18 protein-coding genes are annotated in these 15,276 nt (G+C 60.2%); 12 read left to right on the forward strand and 6 right to left on the reverse strand.

The features are described from left to right. Positions 1–466 precede the first annotated feature (466 nt). Positions 467–1,141, forward strand: coding sequence for a substrate-binding periplasmic protein (locus tag QQL28_RS23635; RefSeq protein ID WP_284269140.1), 675 nt, complete (start codon positions 467–469; stop codon positions 1,139–1,141). A gap of 295 nt (positions 1,142–1,436) precedes the next feature. Continuing rightward, the gene (locus QQL28_RS23640; protein WP_284269142.1) at positions 1,437–2,579 is read left to right on the forward strand and encodes an MBL fold metallo-hydrolase; all 1,143 of its coding nucleotides are present in this window, start codon (positions 1,437–1,439) and stop codon (positions 2,577–2,579) included. A gap of 241 nt (positions 2,580–2,820) precedes the next feature. Here the strand turns inward: QQL28_RS23640 and QQL28_RS23645 are convergent, their stop codons facing one another. Beyond that, positions 2,821–3,279, reverse strand: a complete 459-nt coding sequence (locus tag QQL28_RS23645; protein WP_284269144.1) for a cupin domain-containing protein — start codon at positions 3,277–3,279, stop codon at positions 2,821–2,823. 99 nt (positions 3,280–3,378) lie between these two features. Here QQL28_RS23645 and QQL28_RS23650 point away from each other — a divergent pair, with 99 nt between their 5' ends. The 3 genes from QQL28_RS23650 (at position 3,379) to QQL28_RS23660 (ending at position 5,831) form a co-directional block, all read left to right on the forward strand. Further along, entirely contained in the window at positions 3,379–4,932 is a 1,554-nt protein-coding gene (locus tag QQL28_RS23650) for a winged helix-turn-helix domain-containing protein (RefSeq protein ID WP_284269419.1), read from the forward strand. A gap of 372 nt (positions 4,933–5,304) precedes the next feature. Beyond that, entirely contained in the window at positions 5,305–5,463 is a 159-nt protein-coding gene (locus QQL28_RS23655; protein ID WP_284269146.1) for a hypothetical protein, read from the forward strand. A gap of 119 nt (positions 5,464–5,582) precedes the next feature. Next, the gene (locus QQL28_RS23660; protein WP_284269148.1) at positions 5,583–5,831 is read left to right on the forward strand and encodes a hypothetical protein; all 249 of its coding nucleotides are present in this window, start codon (positions 5,583–5,585) and stop codon (positions 5,829–5,831) included. 213 nt (positions 5,832–6,044) lie between these two features. Here the strand turns inward: QQL28_RS23660 and QQL28_RS23665 are convergent, their stop codons facing one another. Then, positions 6,045–6,320 carry a hypothetical protein gene (locus QQL28_RS23665; RefSeq protein WP_284269150.1) on the reverse strand — a complete coding sequence of 92 codons (276 nt, stop codon included), beginning with the start codon at positions 6,318–6,320 and terminating at the stop codon, positions 6,045–6,047. A 321-nt stretch (positions 6,321–6,641) separates the two neighbouring features. Between QQL28_RS23665 and QQL28_RS23670 the strand changes: the two genes are divergently transcribed. Continuing rightward, a complete protein-coding gene (locus QQL28_RS23670; RefSeq protein ID WP_284269152.1) occupies positions 6,642–7,019 on the forward strand; it encodes a hypothetical protein in 378 nt (125 codons plus the stop codon). Between the two features lie 251 nt (positions 7,020–7,270). Further along, the gene (locus QQL28_RS23675; RefSeq protein WP_284269154.1) at positions 7,271–8,116 is read left to right on the forward strand and encodes a DUF3800 domain-containing protein; all 846 of its coding nucleotides are present in this window, start codon (positions 7,271–7,273) and stop codon (positions 8,114–8,116) included. 221 nt (positions 8,117–8,337) lie between these two features. On the opposite strand, the gene QQL28_RS23680 is transcribed toward QQL28_RS23675, so the two are convergent. From QQL28_RS23680 to QQL28_RS23690, 3 genes are all read right to left on the reverse strand, one after another. Further along, positions 8,338–8,592 carry a hypothetical protein gene (locus QQL28_RS23680; protein ID WP_284269156.1) on the reverse strand — a complete coding sequence of 85 codons (255 nt, stop codon included), beginning with the start codon at positions 8,590–8,592 and terminating at the stop codon, positions 8,338–8,340. A 49-nt stretch (positions 8,593–8,641) separates the two neighbouring features. Next, a complete protein-coding gene (locus tag QQL28_RS23685; protein WP_284269158.1) occupies positions 8,642–9,982 on the reverse strand; it encodes a tyrosine-type recombinase/integrase in 1,341 nt (446 codons plus the stop codon). Between the two features lie 149 nt (positions 9,983–10,131). Continuing rightward, positions 10,132–10,335: a hypothetical protein gene (locus QQL28_RS23690; RefSeq protein ID WP_284269160.1), complete on the reverse strand. Its 204-nt coding sequence runs from the start codon at positions 10,333–10,335 to the stop codon at positions 10,132–10,134. Positions 10,336–10,543: 208 nt separating this feature from the next. Between QQL28_RS23690 and QQL28_RS23695 the strand changes: the two genes are divergently transcribed. Both QQL28_RS23695 and QQL28_RS23700 read left to right on the forward strand, forming a co-directional pair. Further along, a complete protein-coding gene (locus tag QQL28_RS23695) occupies positions 10,544–10,828 on the forward strand; it encodes a ribbon-helix-helix domain-containing protein (protein ID WP_284269162.1) in 285 nt (94 codons plus the stop codon). A 121-nt stretch (positions 10,829–10,949) separates the two neighbouring features. Then, on the forward strand, positions 10,950–11,336 hold the full coding sequence (locus QQL28_RS23700) for an NUDIX hydrolase (protein ID WP_284269164.1): 387 nt from the start codon (positions 10,950–10,952) through the stop codon (positions 11,334–11,336). On the opposite strand, the gene QQL28_RS23705 is transcribed toward QQL28_RS23700, so the two are convergent. Further along, complete coding sequence (locus tag QQL28_RS23705; RefSeq protein ID WP_284269166.1) at positions 11,309–11,572, reverse strand: hypothetical protein; 264 nt, start codon at positions 11,570–11,572, stop codon at positions 11,309–11,311. The two genes, QQL28_RS23700 and QQL28_RS23705, sit on opposite strands and share 28 nt — an antisense overlap. 279 nt (positions 11,573–11,851) lie before the next feature. On the opposite strand from QQL28_RS23705, the gene QQL28_RS23710 reads away from it, so the two are divergent. The 3 genes from QQL28_RS23710 (at position 11,852) to QQL28_RS23720 (ending at position 14,780) form a co-directional block, all read left to right on the forward strand. After that, positions 11,852–12,016 (forward strand): hypothetical protein, encoded by a 165-nt coding sequence (locus QQL28_RS23710; RefSeq protein ID WP_284269168.1) that lies wholly within the window; start codon positions 11,852–11,854, stop codon positions 12,014–12,016. 1,300 nt (positions 12,017–13,316) lie between these two features. After that, complete coding sequence (locus QQL28_RS23715) at positions 13,317–13,592, forward strand: ribbon-helix-helix domain-containing protein (protein WP_284269170.1); 276 nt, start codon at positions 13,317–13,319, stop codon at positions 13,590–13,592. Positions 13,593–14,351: 759 nt separating this feature from the next. Beyond that, a complete protein-coding gene (locus tag QQL28_RS23720) occupies positions 14,352–14,780 on the forward strand; it encodes a GFA family protein (protein ID WP_284269171.1) in 429 nt (142 codons plus the stop codon). Positions 14,781–15,276 lie beyond the last annotated feature (496 nt).

Raw genomic sequence — 15,276 nt, forward strand, 5'->3', positions numbered from 1 at the left:
GGGCCGTTCGCCGAGTTATATCACCCGCCAGCTGTACGAGTTTCAGCACGGAGTGCGAACCGGAGCATGGAGCCCGCTTATGTCCAATGTCGTCACTGACTTGACTGAGGATGATCTGATTTCGATCAGCGCCTATCTAGCGTCGCTAAAACCCTAGCGCGGCCTACGGGTCTAGCAATCTTCGTGCGGCATGGGCGATACTCTTCACAGGCGTGGATCGCGAAATTTCCCGCCATTCAGCGATTCAAACGTCACTCAATTTCGTCGGCGAAGTATTCGCGGTGTCGCGAGGATCCGATCCTGCAACGTTATGAAACAGCCGCGATGTCCGCTGATGGCCCGTTGCTGCCGATTCAGGATGTCCGGCGGGAGGTCGGATGTCTAAGCAAGACCGGACCACTTGTGCTCGACGTGAGCTTTTCGCATCTTGACCCTTTTCCGACATCGCCCGTGTTAGGATGCCAGAATGATCGATGAACCTGTCCGAGTTGCTCACGATAGTGGCTTTCCACCGTTTGCCGAGATCAAGGACGGCAAATCGGAAGGACTGGCGGTGGATATTTTTCGCGCTGTTGCAGCGCGGGCGGGCGTCGATGTGACATTCGTGCCTGTATCCTTCGAGCAGAGACAGCTCACCTTGGCGGACGGGCGCGCTGACGCATACTTCCCTCTCTCGATCACGCCAGAACGTCTGCAATTGTTTGATTTCAGCGACGTATTGGTTGTCTCGGGGGCCTCTCTGTTTGTGCGTGCCTCTGATGTCCCTCCCGAAAGCCTCGCCGCGCTGGCTGACAAGGTCGTGGTAACGCCGCGGACCGGCCCAGTCGCGCCCTTCATTCAGAAGACAGCGCCAGCAATAAAGTTGGTAGTCACCACAGATTACGAAGAAAGCCTGGGCCGTCTCGTTCGTGGCGAGGCTGCTGCTGCTGCGCTGAGCTATCATGTAGGCTCGCGCATTGCCGATGGGCTGTATCCGGGCCAAGTTCGCAGTTCACCTCACATGTTTCTAGAACTACCGTTCGCAGTTGCCGTGCCAAAAGGTAAGCGAGCTGGACTGCTCGCGCGTCTGAACGCTGCAATTGCTTCGATACGCGCAGACGGTACATGGCGTCAGATCAACGAGCACTGGCGAACGGAATAGCATCCATGTGAACGTCGGCTGATGGCCCTTCGCGACATATTGCGCCGCTGCGCGATCTCGGTCGCTAACGAAGCGGAAATCGAGGGGTAGGTAGGACTGGCCCGACTAGTCGCGAATGACCCGAACCGGACCAATATGACTAGCCGCGCTATCTCGCGCGGGATAGGATGCGTCCAATCCTCGGTGTGCGGGCTGCCAGACGCTGGTGTGTGCGGCACCCAACGCCTCCGCCCTTTGGTGCGTCCCCGCGTGATGCCTTGCGGCTGCAAAGGCCACGTAAAGGGAGGCTTTGATCATGTTAATTTGCCAATGCAACCCAATTCATCGACGCGATGTGGTGTGCGGCGGCGGTGCTGCCTTGTTCAGCGCCGTCGTGGCCGCGCTGATCGGCGGCGGGAAGCCGGTACGCGCAGAAACCGTCACTGGTAAGGTTCCGGAGATCGATCGTGTGGCCGTGCGCGTGGTCGTCGACAGCTACCAATTCGCCGTCGCGCCGAGCCGGAAGGTTTCCGATGTTGAGATTGAACACTTTGGCTGGGGCATCGGTGGTGACAAGCCGCCAAGTAAAACCTTGATCAGCGAGTTCGGACTGTCGATGCACGTCGAGTCGCAGCGCGGCGCCGAAACACGACATGTTCTGGTCGATTTCGGCTTCACACCGGACGCGCTCGTCAACAACGCCAATCTCGTAGGCATCGATCCGGCTGCGCTTGATGCCCTTGTCTTGAGCCACGGTCACTACGATCATTTTGGCGGTCTCGCCGGCTTTCTCAAACAAAACAACGGCAAGCTCAAAGCCAAGCTACCGATTTACATCGGCGGCGAGGACGCATTCTGCTCTCGCGAATGGACGGCTCCTCCGGTGCGCGGCGACTTCGGAGCCTTGGATCGCAAGGCACTGGAAGGTGCCGATGTTGCGGTGACCTATGCAGAAGGGCCGGCAGTGGTCGCCGATCACGGCTTCACCACGGGGCACATCGGCCAAACGAGCTTTGAGAAGCTGCTGTCCCCCAGCGCCATGAAGATCGGCGTGGACCATGGCATTGGATGCTACGCCGACAAGCTTCCGGAGGATGAACGGACCCAGGCTGTCGTCCCTGATCAGTTCCGACACGAGATCGCCACCGCATTCAATCTAAAAGGGCGCGGGTTGATCGTGTTGACGTCTTGCAGCCATCGCGGGGTGATCAACGCAATCAAACAAGCCCAAGTGGCTTCCGGTATCAGCAAGGTTCACGCGGTGATCGGCGGGTTCCACCTCGCGCCCTACAAGGAGGGCTATGTGCGCGACACGATCACTGCGCTGAAGGGTATCGACATCGACTACGTCATCCCACTCCACTGCACTGGTGAGCCGTTCTACGAAATGGCAAAGGCCGAGATGCCGAACAAGCTCCTGCGCTCCTACACGGGCACACGCTTTATCTTCACTGCCTGAACACATGCAATCCTAGCGCGCTCACGGCCACGAACGGGTGCAATGACTGGCCGCATCGGATGCCTGCGCAGGGTCTAAATCGCTTCGCCGTGCTGAATGAGTAGCGCGATGCCGATGACGCGAAGACGTCGTGCCAACGTCCGGACCTGGCCCGTGTCGGACCATCGACAATGTCCCGAGGGAGACGTCTGACTACGATCGCGTAGTCAGACGATTTCTACATTCTGGCGTGAAAACGTGCCTAACTTTTGAGTGCCGATAGCTGCTTCGTGTCATAGCGCGCTCGCAGCTCTGCAATCGTTGCAGGGTTAGCCGCACCGCCGCGCGCTATTGTCTCCGCTAACTCCTCAAAATAACGCTCGTGCCCAGGCGGCGATACCGTCATGAGCACGCGTGCGATCTTGTCCGAAGCATTGCCGATGTTGTGCGGCACGCCTGGCGGCAGGAACAAGTAAGTGCCAGGCGTGGCATGCACGTGGTCGTTGCCCACTTGCCAGTCGCATTCGCCCTCCAGCACGTAGAACGTCTCCTCCTGCACGCGATGGACATGTAGCCCGGTGGAGAGGCCCGCTGGAATCGTCCATTCGAACATCGAGGTGTGCCGCGTGTCGTTGGCGGTGACCAGAAATGCCATGGGATGGCCGGCAAGCTTAACGGATCTGCCTTCGCCTGGTCTGCGAATGATTGCCCTTCCATTCATGTTCAACTCCCTGGCCGGTGTGATCGGGAGCCACATTCTGCCGTTGGGTCATCCAAAGGTCGTGAAACGACTCCGAAATTGTTGCAAAATGCTACCGAAATGGCTCACCAGTTCCAACCAGCCACCTACAAGTTCGGCTCCTTTGCACTCGATGCCGAGACGGGCGCGCTGCTTTGCGGCAATGCCCCCACCTTGCTGGGCCGGCGAGGTGCCGCGCTGCTGCGCCTCCTCTTGGAGCGAGCCCCGTCTCCCGTCGGAAAAGACGCGCTGATCGAGGCGGCGTGGCCGGGGCTTAACGTCGAGGAAAGCAATCTCACCGTGCAGATCGCCGCCCTTCGCCGTGCGCTCGAGCAAGACGGCGGTGGGCCCTGGATCGAAACGCTGCCCCGTCGAGGCTACCGGTACATCGGCCCGCCGATGACGCGCATCGCCGGGAGCGGAGACGACGCCGGGCACGAGCCCGCCTTCCAGCTTCCGGAAAAGCCTTCAATCGCCGTGCTGCCATTCGAGCATTCCGCTGAATCCGCCTGGTTCGCCGATGGCGTGGTCGAAGACATCATCACGGGGCTGTCGCGCATCAGGTGGCTGTTCGTGATCGCACGCTATTCCAGCTTCGTCTGGCGCGGCCGCGTCGCTGACGTGAAGCAGGTCGGCCGCGATCTCGGCCTGCGTTATGTCTTGCAGGGTAGCGTGCGGCGCGCCGACGACCGCGTCCGTATCAATGCACTGCTCGCGGATACCGCAAGCGGCGCACATATCTGGGCCGAGCGCTTTGACCGCACCGTGGGCGATTTGTTCGCCTTGCAGGACGAGATCGCGCTGGCCGTGGTGGGCGCCATCGAGCCGAGCCTGCGTCGCGCGGAGGTCGAGCGTATCCGCCGCAAGCGCCCCGATAGTCTCGACGCCTACGAACTCGTGCTGCGTGCCCAGCCGGATGTAGACTCTGGCATGCCCGATCGAGCTGCGATCGCCATGCCGCAGCTCCAACGCGCCCTGGCACTTGAGCCCACTTACGCGCTCGCCCATGGCTTTGCCGCAATGAGCCACCACAATCGCTTTCTGCGTGCAGGGCTGAAGGAGGAGGATCGATTGGCGTCAGTGCGCCACGCGCGCCTTGCAATCGAGCACGGGCGAGACGACGCGCTGGCGCTTACCTTTGCCGGCTTTTCACTTGGAATGGATGCTCATGACCGCCAGGCGGCCTTCGCCGCGTTCGAAGCGGCGCTCGCGCTAAGTCCGTCGACCGCGCTCGCATGGATTCTCGGCAGCGTCGTCGCCGGCTGGGCCGGCGAAGCGGAGCGCGCGATCGACTGGAGCGAGCGAGGAATTCGCTTGAGCCCGTTCGATCCATGGGCGTTTGCTGCCTACGACGCGCAGGCGCTCGGCCATTTCTGTCGCGATCGCTATGCGGAGGCTGCAATTGCAGCCTACAAATCCAATCTCGCTAACCCCGCCCACAGCATCACGTGGGTGCAGCTCGCCGCATCCCTCGCAGCGCTCGGGCGGTTCGACGAGGCGAAGGCTGCTGCCGTGTGCGTGTTGGAGTTGCAACCTACTTTCCGCATCAGCCGCCAGTTCGCTGGAGTCGCCTGCGCGCCCGAACTGGCGGCGAAACTCGGTGAAGCGCTGCGCGCAGCTGGTCTGCCGGAATGAATTGAGCGTGATTGGCTGGTCAGTTATTGGGCCCGTTGGCGACGTCGCACTTGCACGAAACGTCTGCTTCGCACCAAGAGCGGCCTGACCTTCGATAATCGAACGTTATCGACCGCTGGCGAACGAGGCCGAACAACCAAACGCCCTTGCCCTGGCCCGCAAGTTCACTCCCCTCACGTTGCCTCGGGCTGAACGCGAAACGATGAAGAACGGAGATCGCTGCACCGATCGTACGGAACGGTGCAGCGTAGGCCGCCGGGGCCGGAGATCGCGGTGTCCCGCGGCCTTTCGGGGCGCTTCGGCGCGCGGGAACGTTTTGGCTCGCGGCGAGTCCTAAAGGCATATCGATCCTGTGTTGCTGAGGATCGACCGATGAAAACAGCAGTCGCCTATGCGATCTCGGCCGTCATCGTCGGCTTCGGCGCCTGGATACTCATTGCCGGCCTCTACTCCAGCACACCCACTTTTTGGGCCTTCGTGGCTCTCGGTCCCATCGCGATTGGGCTCCTGAGCGCTTTCGGCCCCCGCTAATGATTTCATCACCCGCTCTGCGGAAATCCGCTTGCGCAATAGTGCCCGTTCAGCGAAAGCTCCCGTCGCTTACTCGACGTCAAAGGCGACGTAGCGACAGGGGCTGGCAGGAGCACAAAATGCCGTCAACGCCGGTTCAGCGAGACCAATTTGAAGTTTCGCCTAAGGGTATTACCCACAAGCCGAGCGGGGCGACGTACACGCCCCATCCCGGCGCCCCGTTCTCCGGAACCATAAACCTTAGTCAGCTTGGAGACGTGCTGACGAATGGCGACGATTATCGCCCCCATGAGGTGCAGACGATGATGGAGCGGCTGTGGGCAGAGTACGTCAACGCGAATCCTCGCCTGTTCGAGGTTCATGATTAAAAGAATGATGGCCGGCCTGCTGCTGTGGTGCCGCCCAGGACATCGCTGAAGCGGCGCTTTCATTGCAAGTGCGGCAGTGCATTTTCCGCGCCGGCGCTATGACGTGATGACCTCCGGCGTGACGTCGATCGTGGGCGGCTACGGGTCACGCGTGATGATCTGGATGCAGATCCCGGGCGGACGGCGGACATAACCGACGCCCGGTATCGCAAGTCAGTTTGGAACGACATTACGCCCGAGGAGCGGTTTCTCAACAGGCGGCTTGGTTTTACAGGGCTGCCGGCCTTCGCAGATGACTTCTGGATGGCTGTGAGTTGGTGCTTCGATGCAAGGACCTCTAACCCCGCATAGCGTTTGCTTAAAACCTTGCGGGAAAACGCGCTGGCTCTGCATGTCTCCTTCGCGCGAAGGGCGCTGGGAAGCCATGGCTGGCGCAATGGAAAAAGCGGCGAGCGCGGCGGCTACGACCAACGAGATCGTCTTGAACATGTCTCTGATCCTTTCATGTGGTTAGCTTGCGTCTGTGCAAGCCGCCACACAATGTAGGGCCGGAGCGTCGTCGTCCGTGAACCGCGTCACGGTGACGCCGAGTTTGTCCGTCGCTATTCCTACGCCTGCCGTTCGCCGGAGCCATGGTGCGCGGCGACTCTCGCAAACGACGCTGGCGACGCAGTAACCGGCAAACCGTCGAAAGGGCGCGCCTGAGCCGCGACAGGTCAAGGCTCGGGATGTCCGTCCACCGCTATTGCAGCGCCTTAGCCCTTGCGCTCGCCTTCCGGTTGCGGAACATTGATCGATAGGGGGAACGGGATGCCGCCAATTCATCGACTTGCCAGAATGCTCCCAAGCGTCGCTGCACTAGCAGGCGTGTTGGTAATCAGCTTTTCTCCGGCGAGAGCGGAGAAGGATGCCGCATTCTTCATTGCAATGTATGCAAGGAGTCCAACCGATCGAGCGTGGATCGAAGATTATCTGGGCGCCAACTACAACGGCCTGTCCTGGGCTAATGCCGATTTGCAGTCAAAAAATCTTCCCCCACTCTTCTGTCAGCCGGTTCAGTTCGTGCCGACGAACAATCAACTTTACGACATCGTCAAACGTCAATCTGAAGCGGACCAAGAGATAAAAACGTTGCCGTTCGGTGCTGCCCTTCTTCGATCTCTTCAAAAGGTTTTTCCGTGCGTCTGAACGCAATCGGCCGCCACACGGCCATATGCATGCTGGTGCTATTGGTCGTGGCGATCGTTTGGAGTTTGTTGCACTGAGGCCTTTGCGCTCGTCCTCCCGGGGCTCATCCCCGGTAACGCACGGATGTTGTGGCGGGGCAACATTTGCTGAAAATCAGCATGTGCAGGTTTAGATTCGCACGAATAATAGGCTGACGCCTGTCCGTAACTCACCTAGTGCGAATGTTGAGCGTTGTGCCGGGAAGGCGCCCGGTGTCCCATCCGGCTCATCTAGCACCTCTGATTCTGAGTGGAGGTGCAGCGAGTGAAAATGTTCAACAACATACCTGTATCGAAAATCGCGACCATTTTCGCGGACTGGCCCCTGCCATGCGTGTCCCTGCCAAACCAGATGACATCATCGAAATTTACGCTGACGAAAGCAGCCAGAACAAACATCGCTATCTGGCTCTGGGTGCCATTGTTGTCAGCATGCTCGACACACCCGATTTGATCGAAGCTATCAAGAAAGCCCGTTTGCCTGAATTGCCTCAAGGCGAGGCAAAATGGGCAAAAGTCTCAAAGGCCAAGTTGGCAGCCTATAAGCGGATGGTGGATGTCGTTTTTGATAATCAGGACAAATGGCACTTCCATTCGCTTTTTGTCGATACGACTCGGCAAAACCACAAGAAGTACAACAACGGCGATAGCGAAATCGGCTTCAATAAGGAGCTATATCAACTCGCGAACAAAATCGGCCAGCTCTACTCGAAGGCTTATTTTCACATCTATCCAGATTATAGAGACACCAAGAGCTCGCCTGAGGAACTACGACAGATCCTTTGTCACGGCGCACGAAAACGTGGCGATACGAGAGATTGGCCGGTTCGGCGCTGTCAGTTCCGCGATTCGAAGAATACAATCCCCCTTCAGGTCGCGGACATTCTGATCGGCGCAATCGCTTACCAGCTGAACGGACACGATAAAGCCGCTGACGCAAACCCCGCAAAGGTCGATCTGGCGAAGTACATCATGAAGCGCGCCGGCATTGCCAATATCACAAATGGCACGAAGCGAGAGGCTAATTTCTCGGTCTGGCCGCGCAAGCTGCGAAAGTGAAAGGGTGGTCCCTAGCCTCTAGATCGAAGAATCGGTCCCCACCTTGGGGTGGGTGCCACCGCCTAGGCGGTGGCGTCAGGCTAGGGAGTTACCGACAACATAGTGATTCATGGCTGACCTGTGAATCCTCGGGATAACTATTTTTTCTTACAGCATTTAGAAGGCATTAACGATTACCCGATGCGCGACTCGCGCTGACGCATGTCGATACGTCGAATGGCCTAAGCCCTCATCTTGTCCTTCTTCTCGACTGGCGGGCTCGCGCAATAAGCCGCCCAGTCGGCCATCATGCGCCGACGCTTCTCGCGCATGTCGCCGCGGCGGTAGGCCGCCTCGACCTTGTCCGATACGGTGTGCGCAAGGGCCATCTCCGACATCTCGTTCGGGAAGCCGGCCCGCTCGGTGCACCAGTCCTTGATGGTCGGACCGGATGCCGTGGTCGCCATCCCCTTCAGATGGGCCGCTGGGACCGGCACACATGGTCACCACCCCGGTCGACCTCGGCCCGTTTGGCGCCGATCGCCCCTACCCCTCCGCCGTCGGTAACACCGCCGCCTCGATCGCAACGACGGCCTCGCGCTTCTCGCCGAACATGTGCCAGCGCGCATATGTCTCGGTTACGTCCCCGTCGCTGTGGTTGAGCAGCGCCTTGACGTAATCGCGCGGGATCCGCCGCGATTGTGCCAGTGTGGCCGCGGTGCGCCGCAGGTCGTGAGGGGTGAACTTCGTCAGTTTCTTGCCTTTCAGGATCCGGCGCACCGCATGGCTTAGTGAGTGGCGCGCCAGGTGGGTCATCTTCGTGAAGCGACTGGCGAACACCGGGCGGTCGTTCCTGCCCTCCCAACCTGCCTTACTGGCTTCCATGGCCGCCTGGATGACCAGCACCGCGGCCGGCGAGAGCGGCACTGTGTGCTCGGCCTTCTTATTCTTGGTCCGGTGTCGGGGGATGATCCAATGCGGGGTTTCGTGCTCGAGAACCAACTCTGACACCATCATCCCCGCGACCTCGCCAGGTCGCTGCGCGGTGAGCAGGATCCCCTTCAGCGCGAGCCGCACGATCGGTGAGGCCTTGCACGCATCGTCATCCAGCGCCGCCAGGAGCGACTGCAACTCTGCAGGGGTCAACACCCGGTCCTTGCTGCGCTCCTTTCCGCCGACCTTTTTGACGCCGGCCATGATGTTGCTCGGCACGTCATCGCGATCGGAGGCCCACCCCCACATGGTGCGAAGGGTCGACTGCATCCGGTTGGCGCTGACCTTCGACTTGGCGGCAGCGGCCGCCAGGGCCTCCGTCAGGTCGCGCTTCGTGATCGAAGCAGCGGAACGCTTGCCCAGCTGGAGCCGGCGGCCGGTGGCGGGATCAGATGAGACATGGGCTTTCAGGCGCTTCATGTATCGTTCGTCGGCCCGCCAGCTGATCTTCCCCTTGGCCTTCAGGTGCGCGAGGTAGTTGTCGGCCAGTTGCTCGACGGTCAGGACCACGCGGCTGCGCTCAAGACGCGCGGCCGCCTGTACTGCTCGGGGGTCCTTCCCGCCCCTCTTCAGGCTCCGCAACTCGTCGACTTCGATGCGCGCCTTGGCCAGCGACATGGCGGGGTATTCGCCAAGGGTAACGCGCCTCGCCTGACCGTCTTGTTTGTAGGCGTAGGACCACGTTTTCAGGCCGGAAGTCGTGCAGCGGATCCAAAGCCCTTTGCATGCGCCATCACCGAGCGCCGCTCGCCCGTCCGTCGCCTTTAGCGCGCGGACCGACGCATCGGTGAGATCCGGCCAGCGTTTACGCTTGCGACTCGGGGCAACCGGGGGCAACTCTTGAGTTCGGCTAGTACCGTCCGCATCCGGTCCTTGCCGTGCATTGTCGTGCATTAGAAAGTCCCATAATTTCAAGGCTTTTTGCGCTGTCGACGCAAATTTCGCCTAGGTTACGCGGACTTACGGAAAAGTACAGGGAGTGACTTTTAATCACGGGGTCCTGGGTTCGAGCCCCAGCGCGCTCACCAAGCAAGATCAAAGACTTAAGCCGAGACACCAAACTTCCGCAAAAGCTTCGTGTCTGTAAATCGATTGCCGCGCTCGCGGTCCTCGATCTCGGCACGATAGCTGTTCTCCAGCGACCGCAGCCCTGCTCGCTCCTCCGGCATGGTGCTGCCGTCGGCCAACTCCAGGCACGTGCGCTCTATGCGCGCGAGCTCATCGATGATGTGCTGATCCCGCCCCATGCGGCCGATCAGACGCCGGCGAAGAGTCCGCCGTCAAGGGGTAGTGCCCCAGGGGTTACTCCCAGAGAGCATCTCACTTTGCCACTTCTTCCCGGTACAGTGGCTTGCGCACGACGGTGTGCATACGGGGACGGCTCCGGCGTGTCGACCAGCCTCGCGCGCTGGGGCCGTTCTCTTTGCAGGAGCCCAACGAGGGTGAGGAATAGCCATGAAATCCCCGGTCGTGAAACGATCCATCGTCGTCGACGGCCACAAGACCAGCGTCAGCCTCGAGGAGGCTTTCTGGACCGGCCTGAGAGGGATTTCCAGCCTGCGCAACATGACGGTCTCGGAGCTGGTCAGTGAGATCGACCACAACCGCCAGCAGAGTAATCTATCCTCCGCGATACGCCTGTTCGTCCTCGGCTACTTTAAGAACCTCGCTGCGGCGACCCAGCTTGAGCAGAAAGCGCCGGCACCGCCCAGCCATCCCGCGATGGGACGTGAGCTCTGAGGCGGGGTCGAAGCCCGGCGCAGCGGTAGCTTTCCACACCCACGACCCTCCGTCATTGAAGCAAGGCCAATAATCGATACGATTGCGGGCGATTCTTTGAAACGGAGACTCATCAAGCGGCATGGCGAAGGCATCTAAGCTCGTTGCCGCCAAACGAGGCAAAGTACTTCTGGTGAGGCGCCGGCGTGATGGTTTGTGGATGTTCCCCGGCGGTCGGAAGCGGTCGAAGGAAACGGACAAGGACTGCCTGCGGCGAGAGATCAAGGAAGAGCTGCCAAGGCTGAAGCTCGGCCGGCTGAGCCTCTGGAAAGAGGTGAAGGCCAAGAACAAGCGCTCAGGCCGGAAGATGAGCGATGCCATCTTCATTGCGAGGAATGCAAAGGGCAAGCTGGCGATCGGTGACAGGAAAGAAATCGATCGCGCCATTTGGCAAAAGCCGCGCGGCATTCGGCTGACACCAACCTCGCGCTATATTCGCGATCAGCTTTTTCCCAGAAAGTCGAAGTAGACGGGGATGATGGCCGATCGGGGCTGGTGGCCCCGGCGTCGCAACGCGCGCCGAATGTTCAGTTTAACAGAATCTTCGGGAACAATCCCCAAGAAAAGCGCTGGCGAATAAATCTCGAATACCTTCAGTGCAACGGCCACGGCCTTGCCGAATATCGTCGCGGAAACCAGTGTCTTGACGTCGACTTCGTTGCCGTGGGCTCGTACTGGCAGCTTGCCAGAAAGACTTATGCCCACTGCGGCTTCTGAGGGTGAGAACCGCGGAACGAAAGCGCTTCTCGACACTTAGGTGACTCAGCTGGAGGAGCTGGGCTGTGACCGACGAGAAGGAAGCGGACCTCCAAAAACAACAGACGCAGGACCATGGCCCCCGGTGCCCAACCTGCGCGGCCTTCGCCGGGCTCGCTCATTCCCTTCTCGATACCCGTACCGGAAAGACAGTCCGCCTATATCAGTGCCAGTGCGGCGAACGCATTTGGGACGACCAGCTCGCCGGCTCGCCCTTGAGCTGGGGCCATGACCGAACTCGACGCAGAATGGTTCCGTAAGGAAGCCGAGGAGTGCCGCCAACAGGCGGGCAAGACGGTCGATCCTATCGACAGGGAGGCTTGGCTAAAGCTGGCCGCTGATTGGGCCAAGCTGGCCGAGGACGACGATCGCAGACGAAGTCGCCTCCGATAAAGGAAGAGACCCGCCTCCGAGTCAATGGGAAGAACGGTGGGGGCAAAGTAGCCATGCCCAACGTACTTTGAGATGTCGTCCGAAGGCGGGGCACTAAGGCTTAAGTAATTTCAATTTCAGAAATACCGAATGACAGTCCGTAAGCCCGCCATCCGATCCCATTAGGCTAGCATGCCAAGCCGGGAAAAAGTGGTAACTGGGTCTAGGGCGCGCTTTGGACGCACTGGGATTGTGACGTACACAGAATGACCAAGCGAGGTTGCCGGCGGCAAGCTGGTGACACTGCGCGATGCCGGGAGTACATTGCTGCACTGCCGAAAGCCGAGCACGACCGGCTGGAATGGCGCGCCGCGATGGAAGCTCTGTTGCTGGTAATCGCGGCTGGGAAGTGAGCGGGGCCCGCGCCCGAGAAATGCGAGATCTGGAGTTGATCGCGCTTTATTGGCTGATGACGATATCCCGGAAGCTCGCGAAGGCCTTGTTGAGTTGGCCCGAAAGACTCCATCAATGTGAAGAACCGCAGCCATCCGGCGATGGAGCGCGAGCTCTGACTGGCTCCGCAGCACACGCGCGCCTGGCTATTCCTTCGAAACGCCAGAAAGTAAGCGAGTCGGTTGCTCCGCAGTGATCGCACGTGAGGCGCTCTTCGCCGAGCATGTAGCGACCACGGTTCGCGGAAGCGGCAATTTTGCAAGACGGACAAACCAACAGAAAATTACGCATGCGAAAGCGCATCAGCAGATTATGCAACACTCGACGCCCCGTGGATCTCGGCCTCTATCGGAGGTGGAGGTTAGCCCAAATAGCCACGTCCGAATGTTCGTTTGTGAACATAGGAACAGGTCGCGCGATTGCCCCGTGTCGTTAAAGTGTCACATCCCCCACGACGTAGCCCGTGGTCAGGGTGCCGCCATTCGCGGCGGCACTGACGTTGAGCTTCCCACCATGAGGAAGCTCCAAACGGATATCTGGATTGTCATCGCTTGGTACTCATGGCTGGCCGTGCTCGTTGCGTCACTTGCTTACTTGGTTTTCCATTGAGAAAAGTCCGCCGGCGTGAACCGGCAAGCCGTCAGGACTTCGCTTGTCCGCTCGGTCACCAGGCGGTGACCACGGGGTGGCGACCGGTCGGACGCCGGTTCACGCTCGCGGGCTTCTCTCGGCGATTTGTTGCCTACCGAACAGACGGCACCGCACGACTCGCACACACTGACGTCATCCGGGATTTTGCATCACCTTCCCGGGGCTGGAGCACTGCTCGCATTCATTTCAGGCGGGCGGCATTGAGGGTGAGGAATCCATGAAATCCCCCGTCGTGAAACGATCCGTCGTCGTTGCCGGCCACAAGACCAGCGTCAGCCTGGAAGCGGCCTTCTGGAATGGCATGAAGGAGATTTCCGGCCTGCGTAACATGACGCTGTCGGAGTTGGTCGGCGAGATCGACACCAACCGCCCGCACGGCAATCTGTCGTCCGCGATACGCCTGTTCGTCCTCGACTACTTTCAGAATCGCGCCACGGCGATCCAGCCTCAGCAGAAAGTGCCGGCACTGCAGCCATACCTCGACGGGGCCTGAGGGCGCGGGACCGCCAGCGCGTCATTGCCTACCCTCGCGGGCGCGATCCGCGATGATCATCATGACGCGATGCATCCCTACCAGAGCTGTATCGGCATCGGGTTGCGCCAGCATCACGCAGCGACGGCCGGGAAGGATCAAAACGCGACGGGAGATCCTGCTCCAAACAACAACGCCGCCCGCTTGCAATAAGGGCAGGCGACGTTGCTCCAGCCCCGGGAAGGGTGATGCAAAATCCCGGATCAGGTCAGTGTGGCTGATGCGTTCGGAATTGTCTGTTCGCTAGCCGACGCTCGGGGGCAGGCGGGCGAAGGCCTACAAGCTCATGAGCTGGGGCATCTGCAGCAAGCAAAAACAGGACGGCCCCAGAGAAGGGGGGCTTGGGGGGCGGTCTCTCTGGGGCCGTGCCGGATTGCCAGAACCCACGCTGATACGAAGAGGCTGGCGGCATGATCCTAAGATTGCCGGCTTGGCCGCGCTATTGCTCAAGGGAGGTACTCAGGCCGACATGCACACCGTGCCGGTTCAAGATCGGCCCCAACTCCCGTACGTCCGGGGAGCTGAGGCCGAGGCGACTGGACCGCCGTGCTGCAGAGGTCCAGCTATCCTACCCTGCGCCCGGACATCGCCCCGCGCTACGGTGCAACTGAGCTACCTCAGATTTTCGGGCGATGCTTGAGTACGCCGGTTGAGACCCAACTAGCCGTGCCGTTGCGTTAGCCGCGTTGATGTTGTGACTGCACACCTTAGGAGATTTCGATGACCCCTGCCCGATGTAGTTGCGGTGCCGTGACGCTGTCGCTTCCTGGACCATCCACACTTGTCGTTGCCTGCCACTGCATCGATTGCCAGCGCCGAACCGGTGCGCCGTTCGGGGTCGGTGCGTTCTATCCCGCCGAGGCAGTCACCGTTTCAGGAGCGCCCAAAGAGTTCACGCGCGGCGCCGCAAGCGGTGGGAAGGTCCACAGCTATTTTTGCGCGGACTGCGGCTCAACGGTCTACTGGAAGTCCAGCAATCTTCCTGCGTTCATTGGCGTTGCCGTCGGAGCGATCGCGGATGCGAATTTCCCGGCTCCGGTCCGATCGGTGTTCGAGCAGTCGAAACATGTCTGGGTTGAAATCGGTGGTGCCGGCGTTGAGCACTTCCGGCAAAGCAGCCTACGCAGGAACCCGGGCACATCTGACTGATACGGGCCGCATCCATCGACGAGGCATCCGTTCAGCGCGAGACGGAAAACGAATGCTCGCTGAAGCTGAGATCGGCTCAGAAGCACGTTGCTGCGACGCACCCCCCGCTCACGTCCTGCGCCTACCACTTTTTCCCGATAGCTGAATCCGAGCCACCATGTTAGGTTGTGCGCACATCATTCCTCCTAGGTCTGATGTGGCGGGCGGCGGCCTTCGGACTGCCGCTCGCTCGATACTTTAGCCGTTTGCGGCCCCGCCTCCGGACCATTGTTTTCAAGTCCGTAGGGCGATGCCTTTTATGCGTCTCCCTCCGTTCTTCCCACAGAACTCGGAGGCGGGTCTTTTTGGCGTCGATCGCTTAGCTACGTCAGCCCACGCCACTGCCGGACCGGTCGCGGTCGGCGCTGGTTCAAGCTCCTGCAACGCGACCAAAAGTTGGTGGTGTTCGCCCCAAGTTTCGACGATACAGTGTCGGTGGGGGGAACGGCATCTTTTC

The organism is Bradyrhizobium iriomotense (assembly GCF_030160715.1).
GTDB classification, from domain to species: Bacteria; Pseudomonadota; Alphaproteobacteria; order Rhizobiales; family Xanthobacteraceae; genus Bradyrhizobium; species Bradyrhizobium iriomotense.

Coding starts and splice junctions, on each gene's coding strand:
- QQL28_RS23650 (WP_284269419.1), top strand. CDS start 3,379: ATGGCTCACCAGTTCCAACCAGCCACCTACAAGTTCGGCTCCTTTGCA.
- QQL28_RS23670 (WP_284269152.1), top strand. CDS start 6,642: ATGCCGCCAATTCATCGACTTGCCAGAATGCTCCCAAGCGTCGCTGCA.
- QQL28_RS23645 (WP_284269144.1), bottom strand. CDS start 3,279: ATGAATGGAAGGGCAATCATTCGCAGACCAGGCGAAGGCAGATCCGTT.
- QQL28_RS23700 (WP_284269164.1), top strand. CDS start 10,950: ATGGCGAAGGCATCTAAGCTCGTTGCCGCCAAACGAGGCAAAGTACTT.
- QQL28_RS23715 (WP_284269170.1), top strand. CDS start 13,317: ATGAAATCCCCCGTCGTGAAACGATCCGTCGTCGTTGCCGGCCACAAG.
- QQL28_RS23720 (WP_284269171.1), top strand. CDS start 14,352: ATGACCCCTGCCCGATGTAGTTGCGGTGCCGTGACGCTGTCGCTTCCT.
- QQL28_RS23690 (WP_284269160.1), bottom strand. CDS start 10,335: ATGGGGCGGGATCAGCACATCATCGATGAGCTCGCGCGCATAGAGCGC.
- QQL28_RS23635 (WP_284269140.1), top strand. CDS start 467: ATGATCGATGAACCTGTCCGAGTTGCTCACGATAGTGGCTTTCCACCG.
- QQL28_RS23665 (WP_284269150.1), bottom strand. CDS start 6,320: ATGTTCAAGACGATCTCGTTGGTCGTAGCCGCCGCGCTCGCCGCTTTT.
- QQL28_RS23695 (WP_284269162.1), top strand. CDS start 10,544: ATGAAATCCCCGGTCGTGAAACGATCCATCGTCGTCGACGGCCACAAG.
- QQL28_RS23685 (WP_284269158.1), bottom strand. CDS start 9,982: ATGCACGACAATGCACGGCAAGGACCGGATGCGGACGGTACTAGCCGA.
- QQL28_RS23655 (WP_284269146.1), top strand. CDS start 5,305: ATGAAAACAGCAGTCGCCTATGCGATCTCGGCCGTCATCGTCGGCTTC.
- QQL28_RS23710 (WP_284269168.1), top strand. CDS start 11,852: ATGACCGAACTCGACGCAGAATGGTTCCGTAAGGAAGCCGAGGAGTGC.
- QQL28_RS23660 (WP_284269148.1), top strand. CDS start 5,583: ATGCCGTCAACGCCGGTTCAGCGAGACCAATTTGAAGTTTCGCCTAAG.
- QQL28_RS23640 (WP_284269142.1), top strand. CDS start 1,437: ATGTTAATTTGCCAATGCAACCCAATTCATCGACGCGATGTGGTGTGC.